Consider the following 15,321-nt stretch of genomic DNA (forward strand, 5'->3'; position numbering starts at 1 on the left):
ACTAAAGCAAAACGATATGAATACGAACAAGAACAATCAAAAGCCGCAGACAGACCGCGAGCGGGGCGTTGCGGAAAACAAAAAAGCGAACTACAGCGACTTTCCTCAAAATGAACCCACAGCCGAGGACGATAAAACTGATATCAGAGAGACAAATCGATCCGATGGAGCCGAGAAAGAGGGGGGCGATCTTGCCGGTAATGCAGCGGGAAATACCCCCGCAGAAGAGGAAGAATAATAATTGAGATTACCTCTTGGAATCAAGATTCCAAGAGGTAATTGCTACAAGACGATGCATTATTAACATAGTTTTCATTAAATTTACGCCATGAGCAACAATGATATTATGAAAAAGCTCCGCGTGGCTTTAAAATTTACCGACGATGACATTATCGAAGTATTATCCTTAGTTGATTTTAAGATAACGAAAAGTGAACTAAGTGCAATCTTTCGCAAAGAAGACCATCCGAATTACAAACCTTGCGGCGATCAGTTTCTTCGAAATTTCCTCAACGGACTAATTATCTATAAACGTGGCCCAAGACCTGACACTCGCTCCAAGACTTAAATTGGTCTTGATATATAATAAAAATAAAGCCTCAAATCACCCACCCCTTAAACTCCTATCAAAATCGATCACCCCTTCCGTAGCTCGTTTGGGAATCAAATGTATATATGGATTACGGGGAATAGCTACCTCATGAGGGTCAATAACATAAATGGGAGTACCCACTGCCACATAGTCGACCAACGAAGCAGCCGGATAAACCTGTAATGAGGTGCCAATGATCAACATCATATCGGCCGTCAATGTTTCCGCTGCCGCTTTCTCTAACATCGGTACCATTTCCCCAAACCACACAATGTGGGGTCGCAGTTGTGCACCATCTACTCCAGTGTCTCCTAAAACCAAATCCTCATTCCAATCGTAGACAAGCTGTTCATTTTTTACACTGCGTACTTTGTTTAGTTCACCGTGGAGATGGATGACGTGAGATGATCCCGCTCGTTCATGCAGGTTATCAACATTTTGAGTAATGATAGTTACATCATATTCCTCTTCCAACCGCTTGAGATAGCGATGTGCCTCGTTAGGCTCCACAGTTTTTAATTGACGTCTGCGTTGGTTATAAAACTCCAGTACCAACCTAGGGTTCCTTCTCCAGCCCTCGGGGGTTGCCACATCCATGACATCATGGTTTTCCCACAAGCCGTTAGCATCCCGGAATGTAGAAATACCACTTTCCGCGCTTATGCCCGCACCGGTCAGTACCACAATTTTTTTCATCATCTCCACTCGCTATGTTTAACAATCACAAATTAATTAAAAAACCCCTTTAAAACAAATTTAAAGGGGTTTCTAGTCTAATTAATGCCATTATTATAAAACCTTTGAAGCTTCCACGAGGCGTTTTAATTTAGCATGTGTAACATCGATAGGCACGTGTCCAAATCCACATTCGCTAGTCAAGATTAAGCGATCAGCGGGAAAGTAATCCAGGGCCGGCTTCAACCGCTGGCGTATTTCCTCTACAGTTTCTAGATCATCACTACGCTGGTCTATCACACCGATCGCCAAATCTCCTTTAAAATCCCATTGATCAAACAACTCAAGCATATTGTAGCTGAGTGTACAATGTTCCAGCAAAAGTTCATCTACCGGTACGGCCTTAAAGGCGTCGACTATATCAGTATACTTCGTAAAATAGACCCGTTTTCTTCTCGGATTTCCACCACATACGTGCAATCCGATACGCACTTTTTTCGGCAACGATTCTATTAACTCAGCCAGAATCTCCGCCGCCCAAACGCTTTCTTCCGGAGACTCCGTCCACATCGGTTCATCAAACTGTACATGTTCGCACCCAAGAGCTATAGCTTCCGCAATTTCATCTCTCAAAACATCGGCCCAAGCGCGACATAAAGCCTGGGCATCAGGATACAGATCTTCGCGCTCGTTTACGCTGAATCGATATAACACATGAGGACCTGTTACCGTCAGTTTCACGTCTACATCGGCTGGAGCTGCGTCACGGGCGATCTTCCAATTGCGTGCAATATCAAAACGTGGATTTTTAAGTTCACCGATTACTCTAGGGCATTCAATTCCAAAACCAGCCGTCCCAAAAGAAACCTTAGGCATATCTTCAAAAGTAATACCGTCAATACGCTTTTGATAGAAGTAATACATATTCTCACGGTATCCTTCGCCATCAGTAATCGTATCCAACCCCAAATCAGCCTGATCTTTTGCTGCCCATTTAATATAATCATCTACCTCTTCCTGGGTCATTACCGGCCGCTTCATTGTGTCTTCTAACTTTTCCGGACGCGGGTAACTCCCCACCACTGTGTTACGAAATCCTGCCATATTTTGCTTAGTATTTTAAATATCGATAAAGATAGAACTTTTCTGTTAAACGGTCTGTAATTGCCTGTTTCTAGCTTCCTCAATCTGCGCTCTCACCCCATCGGCCAAAGACCTCGGTGTAAATCCAATTTCCTCTTCCAAACGAGCGCCATCACAACGATCCACTAAGGATGTCCGCTGCACGCTCTCGTTGAACGTATACCGAGCATCTGGCACAATGTCCGCAACAGTCTGCATCAACTCCTCAGCCGTCACCGAATGTCCTCCATTGTTATACGCGAAGTACTTGAGCTCCGGTTTCAATGTCAGCCGGACAAACTGCTCGGCGACGTCATCGACATAAATCCAGCAATCACGAGCATGCTTAGAGAAGGGCAGTTTAACCTCCTTCCCTAATGCCGGATTGGTAGCAAATTCACAAGCCCAAAGAACCGACCCACGCATGCGTCCATCTCCGTAGACAACCGGAGGACGCATAGAAGCAATACTGACCCCTTTCGTCTGGATATATTTCTTCGCCGTAAATTCATTTAACATTTTCATAACACCATAGGTATAAAAATGGTCGTCTAGTGAACAAAAGTCATCCTCCTTAATAGCGTAATCTTCATCGCCATAAGCACTATGATTTGCCCCATAGATTGTCTCGCTACTGGCAAACACCAAACGAGTCAGTTTATGATCCACCACCATATCAAACATGTTGACCATACCTAGAATATTGACGGATGCGCCACGATGATGATCGGCTTCCACTTCAGCACTCATGAGATACGCTAAATGGATAACATGGGTAATATCCGGATCAGTCAAAAAAACGTTATTAACTGCCCCTCGATCGGATACATCCAGCTCAATAAAGGTGGTCTGAGCAATCTGCTCCTTCACTTCAGCAAGTTTGATATCGTCGTTTTGATATTTTAACAAAGCAATCTGCTTCGTCCATTCTATATTCAGGTTCAGGTCAGCAACCACCACCGGAATTTTACGTTCCCACAGGTTGACTACAACGCGTGCTCCAATAAATCCCGTACCTCCGGTAACTAAAAATTTCATAAATAATACTGTGTTTTTCGGTGAACAGTCTTGCAGATGTGAGAATAACTTAACTTTATCGCGTCTGCTTATACACTGCACAAAGTTAGTTTCTGTTTATTAACAACCACAATTTTTTACATAATTAGATAATTTAACCGAATAACATATATTTTTCAGCATAATTAGCTTTTTGTTTATTAGATTTGTTCACCAAAAAGTGTTTTATGCTATGGAAGAACTTGACAAGACAGACCTGCTGTTATTGAAAATATTGGCAGACAATTCCAACCACACTATTAAGGAGTTGGCCAAACGGGTGAATCTCTCTCCTACCCCGGTACTGCAACGAGTTAGAAGGTTAGAGAACAATGGATATATCAAAAAATATATAGCCCTACTCAATCCTGAGAAATTTAGCCAAGGATTTATCGTTTTCTGTAACATTAAATTGAAGCAGCACGACCGCCAGGTGGGCCATCGACTAGTGGCAGACATCCTGAAGATCGATGAAGTCGTAGAGTGCTATAATGTCTCCGGCGATTATGATTTTATTCTAAAAGTATTTGCAAAGGATATGAAGCATTACCAAGAGTTTGTATTCAATAAACTAGGCACACTCGAAAGCATCGGCAGTACACACAGTACGTTTGTCATGGCCGAAATAAAAAACTCCCACAATATAAATCTGTAGAGCGTCCTGGATCCATACGGTCAGAAACGCTCGTCCACAAGCTCTTTGTTGACGAGCGCTCCGGTAGCATTTCCAGAAGCCACAGCATTTGCTACCGAGCGCATCATTTCGACATTGTCACCACAAGCAAAAACACCTGCTACAGTGGTCTCTTGCAGCGTATTGACACGGATATAACCGTATTCCGTCAAAGCACAGCCCAACGCTACAGGAATATCTGAATGCTGTTCGAAAGGTAAAGCAGCATATACCGCTTTAAATGTCTCACGGCTACCATCTGCGAAAACCACCTCTTCAACACGACCATCTTGATGTACGATCTCGACAACCCTTTTCTCCGTAATCGCGATATCATTCGCTTTCAATTTCTCCGCAGCTGGAAAATCAAACTCAACTCTACCATTCGTGAGAAGCGTAAGATCATCCGTCAAGTTGTTTATCAAAGACGCTAAATGATAAGCTTTCGCTCCATTGGCAAGAATGGCCGTTTTAGCATTACGAAATTCATATCCATGACAATATGGACAATGAATCACGGTTATTCCCCAGCACGCCGAAAAACCCGGAATATCGGGCATAATATCTTTTATACCAGTGGCAAATATGAGTTTTTGCCCACTGAAGGTCTCTCCAGTCTGGGTAGTCACCGTAAATCCTTGGTCTGTTTTCGAAGCCCCAACGGCAAGACCATGATGAAACTTTATCGTGTCGTATTTCATGAGTTGCCTTCTGGCTTCTGCAGCGATCTGACCGGGTGTATGCCCATCATGCGTAAGGAAGTTCTGTGAATGCGGAGTTTGCAGGTTGCAAGGTCGTCCGCTGTCAATAACTAATACAGAACGTAAAGAACGGCCTAAGGACATAGCCGCTGACAGACCGGCGTAACTACCACCGATAATGATAACTTCGAAGTTTACACGTTTCTCCATAACATATACATCATTCCACTACCAATAGATCTGCCATATGAACAATTTAAAGTCAGTACTGTTTTTTGGTATCCCAAAATGTGATTCCTTTATACCTATTTATGACAAAGTCAAGAGAAACTGCCGTTTTATGGGAACCATCCCTTTAAAAAATTGTTATAAAAATAATAAGCAAACAGACAATAACATATGAAACAGAAGATTGTATCTCGGACAAGACGTTTAGCAATACTATTACCAGCCATAGTCCTTCTAATTTCCTGCGGCCAGTCAGGCAATAAAACCTCGAACGAAACCGATACATTAATCCGTGACGACGATACCAGCGCCATTACCAACGAATATGGTGTCGATGTCAAATTAAAAGCGCCTTTCGATACACCACCACAGAACAAATTTGCAAAGGTAATTGGCTGGAACGGCGAAAGTACGCCAACTGCACCATCAGGATATCAGGTAGTCGCATTCGCCCGCGACCTTAACAGCCCCCGCAACATTTATATAGCGGAAAACGGAGATGTTTTTGTGGCCCAGTCGCGAACAGAAAAGGAAGGAGAAGATCCTGAGAAAGAGAACTCGCGCAATCTTTTCCGCGATAAAAGCCCTAATGAGATACTGCGCTTCCGGGATGAAGATAATGATGGTATAGCTGACAAGAAAGACATTATTTTAACGAACCTATCACAACCTTATGGTATGTTGATAATCGGCAATTTTTTCTATGTAGCAAACACCAACGCGTTAGTGCGGTTTCCATATGATCCTTCTACAGGAAAAGTAACAAGCAAGCCTGAAAAAGTTCTCTCGCTGCCCGCAGGAGGGTATAATAACCACTGGACGCGCAACCTCACTACAAACGAAGATAAATCCAAGATATATATATCTGTCGGATCAGGCAGCAACGTCGGCGAAAACGGTATGGACAAGGAGGTTGGCAGAGCGCTAATCCTCGAGATCAACCCAGATGGATCGGATAAGCAGATATATGCTGCGGGTCTACGGAACCCTGTCGGCATGGATTGGGAATCAACCACAAAGCAATTGTGGACTGCCGTAAATGAACGAGACGAGTTGGGCGACGAAATTGTGCCCGATTATATTACCGCAGTACAACCCGGCGGCTGGTATGGCTGGCCATATACCTACTGGGGCAAGCATATCGACCCCCGATGGGATCCCCAACACGACCAACATCTGGGAACCGCGCCTGATTCGTTGACCGCCAAATCGATTACGCCAGATTACGCGCTTGGTTCGCATACTGCGTCGCTAGGCTTAGCATTTAGCACGACATCTGCTTTTCAACAAGGCGCATACATTGGCCAACATGGATCCTGGAATCGCTCTAGCTTGGTTGGGTACAAAGTGGTGTTCGTTCCGTTTGAACAAGGCAAACCTACAGGCAAACCCCAAGACTTTTTAACAGGTTTTATCGCCAACGAAGAACAAGCTGAAGTATACGGCCGTCCCGTAGCGGTGGTCTTCACGCCACAATATATGTTAGTTACTGACGACGCCGCTAATGTTATCTGGGCGGTACTGCCAGATAAAAAATAAACTGATCGCGGTAGATACCAGCACTTAACAGAACGAACATGCATATACGCATATTGCGCATAAAAACCAATTTGTATAAGTTTGTGATATCAACACTATATATATGAGATTTATTTCAGTCCTAGTTTTACTTATTGTAAGCATGCTGGGTTCCGGCGTGTCTGCACATACTGCCGATACGCTTACAAATGTGGTCTATAAAACATCACAGGCGGGAAAACCGCTCTCGTTGGATATCTTTTTACCAGATCCTAATCCGGTCTCGAAGCGGACTCCCGTTGTCATCATTGTACACGGAGGGGCATGGGTAGCAGGAAACCGCACATTAGAAACGCTGTATTATATGCGAACCCTTAGAAAAGCATTAACTGAAACTGGTGTAGCCGTAGTGAGTATCGATTACACCTTATTGGATAAAGAAATACACTTTCCCGATCCTGTTATTGATTGTAAGGACGCTATACGTTGGGTGCGTGCTCAAGCGGATAAGTATAATTTCGATGGCAACCGAATAGGTTTGTGGGGAGGCTCCGCTGGAGGCCATCTTGCCATGTTAGCCGCTTATTCTGATGATTCTAAATGGCTAGGAGATGAGCGCCTTGCAAACTTCTCAGCAAAGGTCAGCTGCGTGGTTGACAATTTTGGTCCCACCGACTTAAACGCTTTATTGCGTACAGATGCCGGAAAGCTAACGGTATTTTTTTACAAGACCTTTGCAAGCAAACTACTTCCTCTTCGGCAAAAAGTGATCTACGCCTTAACAGGATACACTTTAGAAGAAAATAAAGATGAGGTAGTGGAAATAGCAAAAGAATACTCACCGTTGTATTATGTTAATTCAACTGCAACCCCTACCCTTATCCTACATGGCACGAAAGACCGCATCGTGCCGATAAAACAATCTAAAGAACTGGCGAAAACCCTTACCAAATATGGTATACAACATGAACTTATAAAGGTAAAAAATGGCGATCATGGGTTTAATAACATTTCAGAACAGGAAATTGATAAAATAATAGCGGAGACCGTTATATTTTATACCGAACATTTGCATTAAAACTTTCACGCCCATCAAAATACCGTCCAATATATGACCGAGTATAATTTGCCTGTCATCATAAGAACGAATTAGTTGGCGAGCATAACCCGCCAACTAATTAACATCACCAGTGCTGTTTAAACGGCTATATGTGCCGTATACGGTTCGCGCATCCAATTTCGGTGTTTAGCCAGTGCGCTGGCGAACTGCTCAGGCGTTCCATTCAATAAAATGGCTTCGTCATTGACAAAATCCTTTGCAGCTGAAAGCTGAAACAGTTCTTCTGCCTCTCCATCAAAGGCAACCGTCTTACAGTGTTTTAACGTTTCATTTATAAATTTAAACACCTTTCCTTCTTCTTTAAGCTTTTGTATACTTCCCGCACCTCCGGGGATATACAACGCGTCAAAAAGTACGCTTTCGGTTGTCATTAATGCGTGGTCCACCTTATGCTCCCTGCTATCTGCGCTAGCTACCGTACCACCATGGGGTGCTATAAGCAAAAAACTCGCGTGTTTTAGTTCCTCCAGATACGTTTTCATTTTTTGTAGTGCTACCATATCAAACCCCTTCGCCACCAATACGGCAATTTTTCTGCTCTCTATAATGGCGGCCGGCAACCGTTCTTGGCTGAGGGCGTCCGACTTTTCCAAATAATGGTTAACCGCAGGAGGTTCATGTTTGTGCGGATCTGCATCAGCACCAATGTTTTGATTTATCGGTTTTTCTATACCGGTCGGTATTTGCATTCCCAGCTTGTCTGCCACAGCCGTGGCTAACCGATTATCTATCTGTGACAAAAGCCACAACATACGTTGTTTAATCGGATCTAACATACATTTCCCCAATTCAAATGCGTAAGCGTTAATCAAATGAGTCTGTTCCCACGTTGTTAAACTCCTAAAAAACAAAGCCGGTTGCGAAAAATGATCGTTAAAGCTGGGACTCCTGTCCCTAATCTTTTTGCCGTCTATCCGCTCCTCAAAGGATGTAAACCCGCCCTCTGCCATCTTCGCTAAATGCGGGCATCCCCCACCTATTGTATTAGGGAAATACGCCGCTTTACCTTTGTTGATCGTCATGCGCATTTGCGCGTCGCGGTGGTTATTGTGCACTTCATTAACCGCACGGTTAATTGGTATTTCCCGAAAGTTAGGCCCCCCTAATCGAGACAATTGCGTGTCCGTATAAGAAAAAAGCCGTCCTTGCAATAATGGATCATTCGTAAAATCGATACCTGGCACAATGTGTCCTGGATGAAAAGCCACCTGCTCGGTTTCAGCAAAAAAATTGTCCGGATTGCGATTCAACGTCATCTTTCCGATAATTTTTACAGGCACAAGTTCTTCCGGAACAAACTTCGTTGCATCCAGCAGATCGAACTCATACTTGTGCTCATCGTCTTCCGGAATGATCTGCAGACCAAGCTCCCATTCAGGAAAAATTCCAGCTTCTATAGCCTCCCACAAATCGCGTCGATGGAAATCAGGGTCTGCGCCATTTATTTTCACTGCCTCATCCCAGGTAACGGAGTGAACCCCTAATTTTGGTTTCCAATGAAACTTGACGAAATGTGACTTCCCTTGTGCATTGACCAGCCTAAAGGTATGTATGCCAAAGCCTTCCATCATCCGGTAGCTTCTGGGGATACCCCTATCACTCATTGCCCACATATGATTATGCAACGATTCGGTTGCCAACGAAATAAAGTCATAAAATGTGTCGTGTGCAGACGCCGCTTGCGGAATCTCCCAGTCTGGCTCTGGTTTCACCGAATGTATAATATCCGGAAACTTCATCGCGTCTTGGATAAAAAATACGGGCGTATTATTTCCGACAAGATCAAATATACCTTCCTGCGTATAAAACTTAACTGCAAATCCGCGAATATCCCGTGCCAGATCCCCCGAGCCTTTGCTTCCGGCTACCGTAGAAAACCTGACAAAAACTGGAGTTCGATGCTCAGTATCCGTAAAGATTCGAGCACGAGTATAGTTACTCATATCTTCATACAACTCAAAGTACCCATGCGCACCGGAACCACGAGCATGTACAATCCGTTCCGGAATACGTTCGTGGTCAAAATGGGTAATTTTCTCACGAAGTATAAAATCTTCTAACAAAGAAGCGCCTCGTTCGCCAGCCTTCAACGAATTCGCATCGTCGTTGATTTTTACACCTTGGTCTGTAGTCATCGGTTTCCCCTCACTCGAGACTCTATTTTTTTGCAGATCGTTGATTTTAGAATGAAAGGGGCATCCAGAAGTTTCGTGTTCATTTTTTTTCATGACAATTTCGTTTTTATCTTTCTATTCCTAAGAGTTGTTTACATAAAGAAGAACATATGATGCACGCGAAAGTTTTCCTAAAATAAATTTCCTAGGAGGTCGAAATACAAATTTGTATTTACACGGTGGTCGATGCGGGAATCTACAGTATTTTAGTTAGATTTGTGAAGTAAATCAGCATATGAAACCGAGATATAAATAATCATTGGCACAGGCAATGGCTGTTTGCTCGAGCTCTCATCGGCCATAAGAAAAAAATAATAGATGAAATATTTATTATGGGTATTTTGCTTCATCAGCGCCACATCCTGCCAGAGGCAAAGCGAACAAGCATTAGAACAATTGGATAAAAAATCGGCACGCGAAGTCACACTAAAAACGGTGACCAAGGGAGACTCCGTATTACATATCACCACGCAGCATATCTGGTTCAATGGCGAGCAGATTACTTCGGCCAGCGATACTATCGTGACGGCCATCGCACCAGGCACGTGGAATACAATGGATTCATCAGCTACATTGAGCAAGGTACCTATCTACGTAACTGTACAATAATGAGAAAAGCAGCAACAAAGAGCATCAAATTAGTTTTGATTACTTCTGTATTAGCTTCCTGCGCCCCCCAAAAAGATCAGCAGTATAATGAGGACAAGCAGCGTATATTTATGCGTGCAGACTCAACGGCGGCTTATACAGAGGTCACCGACAACTATTCACAAGGACATTCCGGCGGAGGGATGGGCTCTGCCCTACTCTGGTTTATGGCCTTCAGACATTTGGGTGGGGGCTTTGGTTACGCCAATAACAGTTTGCATCCCCAGTCTGTGGCTGGCACCAATGCCGCGAAGGCCGCGGCCTATCAAGCCCAGCGTGGCGGTTTTGGCCGTAGCGCAGCTTCCACTACCCGATCCTCTTACGGTTCCTAATGCAGATTAAAAAATTACGTATCGATCCACAATGGCAGTCCCGCTTGGAGTCTATTGGATACGGCTACCATACAATGGATGGGATACCGTATTGGATTGACGACTATTATTATGAGATTCGTAATCGAGATGCCGACCTGATCTATAACGCGACCAACGAACTGTGGCAAATGTGCTTGGACGCCGTCGAGTATATCATCAAAAACAAACGGTATCAACATTTCCATATACCTCCTTTTATGGTCCCTCACATTGAGCGGACCTGGAACGATGACGAGCCCTCTATATACGGACGCTTTGATTTTGCCTACGATTCCGTGCATGGCAAGTTAAAGATGTTGGAGTTCAATGCGGATACACCAACGTCGCTCTTTGAGACCAGTATTGTGCAGTGGTATTGGAAGAACCACTACTTTCCCCAGCTTACAGATCAATTTAACGGTGTCCACGAACAGCTGATAAAAAGTTGGACCGAATTAAAGCCCTACCTTAAGGGGGATATACTGCATTTTTCCTGTGCCAAAGAGACCTTAGAGGATCTGACGAACGTAGAATATCTCCGGGATACCGCACTTCAGGCAGGTATCAAAACAAAGCTTATCTATATCGACGATATCGGTTGGACCGGCAATAGCTTTGTAGATATAGAAGGCGAACCCATTCTATCCATTTTTAAATTATACCCGTGGGAATGGATGACGCGTGAAGAGTTCGCCGTGCATATTATAAACGATCCGAACCAGGCTCAATGGATAGAACCATCGTGGAAGATGTTGCTATCCAACAAAGCGATACTTCCCATTCTCTGGGAATTATTCCCTAATCATCCCCACCTCTTAGCTGCATATGTTAACGAACCGGCTCATTTGAAACATTTTGTTAAAAAACCTATCCTGTCCCGCGAAGGCGCTAATATCGAGATGTATTACGATAAACAGATGATCTACCACACCGAAGGTGAATATGGAGAGGAAGGCTACATCTATCAGGAGCTCGCTAACTTACATCATGAAGATACAGGCTTTTCGATTATCGGCAGCTGGATTATCGGACAAGAAGCTTGCGGCATATCATTCAGGGAATCTGACATGCCAATCACCACCGATCAGAGTCGTTTCATACCACATATAATCCGGCATTAACTAGTTTATAACAATCTCCCAATCATCCGGTTTATAGAGAATATTAAAACCTACCTCACCGTATTTCGAACGGTTGATGACCAAGCCACACGTTTCATTCCCCAGTTTCAAATCCGTGAGACGAATTTCGTGGAGATAATCCGGAAGCATAATCCGGTCGAAGGTTATTGTTTTATCTATCGCATTTATATCGATACGCAAACAAGACTGCAGCAGCATAAATACCGTACCAACTGCCCACGCCTGTGGTGAACAGGCAACCGGGTACGCCGTAGGTCCTATACCTTGCCGTCTCTCAAAACCGCAATATAGTTCAGGAACCCTTTGCAGCTCGATGAATAATGAAGCATCAAATATGGCGCCCATAATTTTTAAAACATGCTTTTGTAAACCATACTTTGATAACCCGTAAGCTATCAAAGCGTTATCATGAGGCCAGATTGATCCATTATGATAAGACATCGGGTTATACCTTCCCGATGATGACGACAGGGTTCTGACCCCCCATCCGCTAAACATATCCGAAGCGAGTAGTGTATCCGCAAGAACAGCAGCCTTATCGTCGTCGGCAATCCCTGTAAATAAGCAGTGTCCAGCGTTCGAAGACTTTACCCTACAAGGCTTTTTCTGACCGTCGAGTGCCAAAACGAAACTAGATAAATCCGCATCCCAAAAACGCTCGTTAAAGCTCTTTTTTAAAGCGGTGGCCTCATCGTATAGTCTCGACGACGTATCTTGTTCACCAAGTATAAGGGCGAGCTTTCCAGCATGAAGTTTTGCACCATACACATAACTTTGAACTTCACATAGAGCAATCGGCGGGTCGGCAAGTTGATTGTTTTCGTGCATGATAGAATCAAAGGAGTCTTTCCAACCCTGATTCGTCAAACCATTTTTAGCCTTATGTATATATTCCACGAAACCATCACCATCGATATCCCCGTAGTTATCAATCCAACTGACCGCAACCATAATATTCGGCCAAATTTGCTTAACTAAGTTCAAATCACCGGTACGATCATAATACATTCCCGCCAAGATAATAAACAAAGGCGTGGCATCTATTGTTCCGTAATATTGCTTAAAAGGAATCTCACCCGTATTCGCCATTTCACCGTTGCGCGCTTCATGGAGTATTTTTCCAGGTTCGGCATCTTTTTCCGAAATTAGGTCAACAGCTTGGTTTGCGGCCAAGAATAATAATACCCCTTTTGCAATTTCTGGATTGATCCATAAGATTTCCATAGCGGCAATTATCCCGTCCCTCCCGAAGGGCGTATTGTACCAAGGAACGCCAGCATATGGATATTTTCCATAATCGGTTTGGGATAGGAGCGATATAAAATCCTTTTCCGACCGGTATAACCAGTGGTTAAACTGCGTATTAGACGTCTTAATCTCGGCGAACAAGGTTTTGCTTTGATTTAACTCAAACTGGTTTAATTCACTGGCTTCAGCGTAGGACATAGCGTCTTTTTTCTCATCTCCTGTCAAGAAATGAATACAATACTGAATAGTTACGACCTTTTTAGAAGTTAAATTAACAGAAAAGACAGCTCGATTTCCCTCTAAGCTATATTCCCCGTCAGACTGGAAATAGATTTCAAAAGAACGTTTGATACCATCTAGTCCTAAATAAGTAGTTTCAAAATATTCATCGTGATCAACTGGGTACGCATTATGGGTATCTACTTTTCTCTTTATCCCTCTAATTTCAAAGATATCCTTAAAATCCCCGTCAAAATCCAAGCTTAAATCAAAGGAGCAATTTTCAGGCTCATATTGGAGAATCTTGATTTCCTCGTAAAAAGCACCTTCCCGAACAAATTGGTGCCTTTCGATATGAATAGAATTTTCGGGTATCTTGCATGCTTTTATCATGGGGTTTGTAAGATCCGCCGAGTAGATGGAATTTCCTTCTTTGATTGAGCCGCTTAGTAAAAGAGGTTTCTGACCATTAAACTTTAACACTAATCTATTTATAAAGCGGGTACCCTCGTGGTAAATGCCCTGTACCATTTTTCCATAAGGGTGGATGTTCCCGGCTCGGTCAAAAACCGCAAATGTATTGGAATAGTTTAACACCATATTTACCTCATCTGAATTAACGGCATCAGATGAGATGTGATATTCTTCTTCTTGTGTTATTTCTTCTTTCATGCTGGTTTATTTAATCTTGGCATACTACGCCGATGGACATTTTTGTATCTGTCGTTGACTAGAGAATGATACACATCAATATAGCTGTCTGCCATGTGAGCTGCTGTGAAACGTCTTTCAAAAACACGACGTATTTCCATTTTTGATAAATACTTTAATCGACTTACAGCTTCGATAGCTTCCGTTACAGAATCTACGATAAAACCAGTAACATGGTCTTCCATGATTTCTGGTACAGATCCTCTATTAAATGCGATCACAGGTGTACCACATGCCATAGCCTCGATCATGACTAACCCAAAAGGCTCAGGCCAATCTATAGGAAACAGTAAAGCCATTGCACTACCCAGAAACTCCGTTTTTTGTTGTTCGCTTATTTCTCCGATATATTCTACTAAAGGATGATCTAAGAGAAATTTCACTTTTTCCTCATAATAGGCTGAATCAGTCTTGTCAATTTTTGCGGCAATCTTCAGTTTTGTATTCGTTGCTAATGCAATTTCGATTGCTCTTTCCACACCTTTCTCGGGCGAAATCCGACCTAAGAAAGCCAAGTATTCACCTCTTCCATTTCCTTGGTGATGAAGGTTTTCAGGAAGTCCATGATATATGGTTTTGACAAAGTTTCCTTGAGGAATTGGCAGACGCTGATTTTCAGAAATTGATATTAGGTTTTGGTAAGGGAACGTATGATAGATATCCTGTAGCTCAGGGATATCCAGTCGGCCGTGTAAAGTTGTAACAGATGGAATTTCTAACATGTTACTAAACGGGAAATGAAGGTAATCGGTATGAAAATGCAGGATATCGAATTCATTGACGCGCGTATTCAACTTTTGCATTTGGATAATATGATACGCTAATGGATCATTACAATCTCGTTTTAACCGCAGCCCCTCATCGACACAGGCAATCAGTTTAGCTGTTGTACTAGAATCTCCTGAAGCAAACAGTGTAACATCATGCCCCTGCCGAACTAATTCTTCTGTCAAATAATGCACTATCCTCTCCGTTCCGCCATATAACTTTGGAGGCAGTGACTCATACAACGGTGCCACTTGCGCTATACGCAGCGCTCTTTTTTTAACCGTTTCACTTCTGTATTTATCCATCACTATGGTTATCTTTTCCTTATAGATAACCTAGAAAGATGTAAATAGTTCAATGAAATTATGACACC

General features: G+C 43.1%; 15 protein-coding genes. 8 read left to right on the top strand and 7 right to left on the bottom strand.

Features of this window, described 5'->3' with window-relative positions; all coding sequences use genetic code 11:
- Positions 1 to 16 precede the first annotated feature (16 nt).
- Both G5B43_RS03685 and G5B43_RS03690 read left to right on the top strand, forming a co-directional pair.
- Complete coding sequence (locus G5B43_RS03685; RefSeq protein ID WP_165293337.1) at positions 17 to 238, top strand: hypothetical protein; 222 nt, start codon at positions 17 to 19, stop codon at positions 236 to 238.
- 90 nt (positions 239 to 328) lie between these two features.
- On the top strand, positions 329 to 568 hold the full coding sequence (locus G5B43_RS03690) for a DUF1456 family protein (protein WP_165293338.1): 240 nt from the start codon (positions 329 to 331) through the stop codon (positions 566 to 568).
- A 36-nt stretch (positions 569 to 604) separates the two neighbouring features.
- Here G5B43_RS03690 and G5B43_RS03695 read toward each other — a convergent pair whose 3' ends face one another.
- The 3 genes from G5B43_RS03695 to G5B43_RS03705 all read right to left on the bottom strand — a co-directional run bounded on the left by G5B43_RS03695 (position 605) and on the right by G5B43_RS03705 (position 3,427).
- Positions 605 to 1,291 (bottom strand): SIR2 family NAD-dependent protein deacylase, encoded by a 687-nt coding sequence (locus tag G5B43_RS03695; RefSeq protein ID WP_165293339.1) that lies wholly within the window; start codon positions 1,289 to 1,291, stop codon positions 605 to 607.
- A gap of 90 nt (positions 1,292 to 1,381) precedes the next feature.
- On the bottom strand, positions 1,382 to 2,371 hold the full coding sequence (locus tag G5B43_RS03700; RefSeq protein ID WP_165293340.1) for a cobalamin-independent methionine synthase II family protein: 990 nt from the start codon (positions 2,369 to 2,371) through the stop codon (positions 1,382 to 1,384).
- A gap of 45 nt (positions 2,372 to 2,416) precedes the next feature.
- Positions 2,417 to 3,427 (bottom strand): NAD-dependent epimerase/dehydratase family protein, encoded by a 1,011-nt coding sequence (locus G5B43_RS03705; RefSeq protein WP_165293341.1) that lies wholly within the window; start codon positions 3,425 to 3,427, stop codon positions 2,417 to 2,419.
- A 211-nt stretch (positions 3,428 to 3,638) separates the two neighbouring features.
- On the opposite strand from G5B43_RS03705, the gene G5B43_RS03710 reads away from it, so the two are divergent.
- The gene (locus tag G5B43_RS03710) at positions 3,639 to 4,100 is read left to right on the top strand and encodes an Lrp/AsnC family transcriptional regulator (RefSeq protein ID WP_105724110.1); all 462 of its coding nucleotides are present in this window, start codon (positions 3,639 to 3,641) and stop codon (positions 4,098 to 4,100) included.
- A 20-nt stretch (positions 4,101 to 4,120) separates the two neighbouring features.
- On the opposite strand, the gene G5B43_RS03715 is transcribed toward G5B43_RS03710, so the two are convergent.
- Positions 4,121 to 5,029 (bottom strand): NAD(P)/FAD-dependent oxidoreductase, encoded by a 909-nt coding sequence (locus G5B43_RS03715; protein ID WP_165293342.1) that lies wholly within the window; start codon positions 5,027 to 5,029, stop codon positions 4,121 to 4,123.
- Positions 5,030 to 5,218: 189 nt separating this feature from the next.
- Between G5B43_RS03715 and G5B43_RS03720 the strand changes: the two genes are divergently transcribed.
- On the top strand, positions 5,219 to 6,586 hold the full coding sequence (locus tag G5B43_RS03720; RefSeq protein ID WP_165293343.1) for a PQQ-dependent sugar dehydrogenase: 1,368 nt from the start codon (positions 5,219 to 5,221) through the stop codon (positions 6,584 to 6,586).
- 103 nt (positions 6,587 to 6,689) lie between these two features.
- Positions 6,690 to 7,643, top strand: coding sequence for an alpha/beta hydrolase (locus tag G5B43_RS03725; RefSeq protein WP_165293344.1), 954 nt, complete (start codon positions 6,690 to 6,692; stop codon positions 7,641 to 7,643).
- Between the two features lie 119 nt (positions 7,644 to 7,762).
- Here the strand turns inward: G5B43_RS03725 and G5B43_RS03730 are convergent, their stop codons facing one another.
- On the bottom strand, positions 7,763 to 9,913 hold the full coding sequence (locus tag G5B43_RS03730) for a catalase (RefSeq protein WP_165293345.1): 2,151 nt from the start codon (positions 9,911 to 9,913) through the stop codon (positions 7,763 to 7,765).
- A 264-nt stretch (positions 9,914 to 10,177) separates the two neighbouring features.
- Here G5B43_RS03730 and G5B43_RS03735 point away from each other — a divergent pair, with 264 nt between their 5' ends.
- The 3 genes from G5B43_RS03735 to G5B43_RS03745 are packed head-to-tail and all read left to right on the top strand — an operon-like array spanning position 10,178 to position 11,981.
- The gene (locus G5B43_RS03735; protein WP_165293346.1) at positions 10,178 to 10,468 is read left to right on the top strand and encodes a hypothetical protein; all 291 of its coding nucleotides are present in this window, start codon (positions 10,178 to 10,180) and stop codon (positions 10,466 to 10,468) included.
- Positions 10,468 to 10,839 carry a hypothetical protein gene (locus tag G5B43_RS03740; RefSeq protein WP_165293347.1) on the top strand — a complete coding sequence of 124 codons (372 nt, stop codon included), beginning with the start codon at positions 10,468 to 10,470 and terminating at the stop codon, positions 10,837 to 10,839. Before G5B43_RS03735 ends, G5B43_RS03740 begins: the two co-directional genes overlap by 1 nt.
- Positions 10,839 to 11,981: a glutathionylspermidine synthase family protein gene (locus G5B43_RS03745; RefSeq protein ID WP_165293348.1), complete on the top strand. Its 1,143-nt coding sequence runs from the start codon at positions 10,839 to 10,841 to the stop codon at positions 11,979 to 11,981. The genes G5B43_RS03740 and G5B43_RS03745 overlap by 1 nt, the downstream gene beginning before the upstream one ends.
- Here the strand turns inward: G5B43_RS03745 and G5B43_RS03750 are convergent, their stop codons facing one another.
- Together G5B43_RS03750 and G5B43_RS03755 are read right to left on the bottom strand one after the other, a co-directional pair.
- Positions 11,982 to 14,141 (bottom strand): amylo-alpha-1,6-glucosidase, encoded by a 2,160-nt coding sequence (locus G5B43_RS03750; RefSeq protein WP_165293349.1) that lies wholly within the window; start codon positions 14,139 to 14,141, stop codon positions 11,982 to 11,984. It lies immediately after the preceding gene.
- On the bottom strand, positions 14,138 to 15,253 hold the full coding sequence (locus G5B43_RS03755; RefSeq protein WP_206367212.1) for a glycosyltransferase family 4 protein: 1,116 nt from the start codon (positions 15,251 to 15,253) through the stop codon (positions 14,138 to 14,140). The genes G5B43_RS03750 and G5B43_RS03755 overlap by 4 nt, the downstream gene beginning before the upstream one ends.
- Positions 15,254 to 15,321 lie beyond the last annotated feature (68 nt).

Source organism: Sphingobacterium sp. SGR-19 (genome assembly GCF_011043555.1).
In the GTDB taxonomy this organism is placed as follows: Bacteria; Bacteroidota; Bacteroidia; order Sphingobacteriales; family Sphingobacteriaceae; genus Sphingobacterium.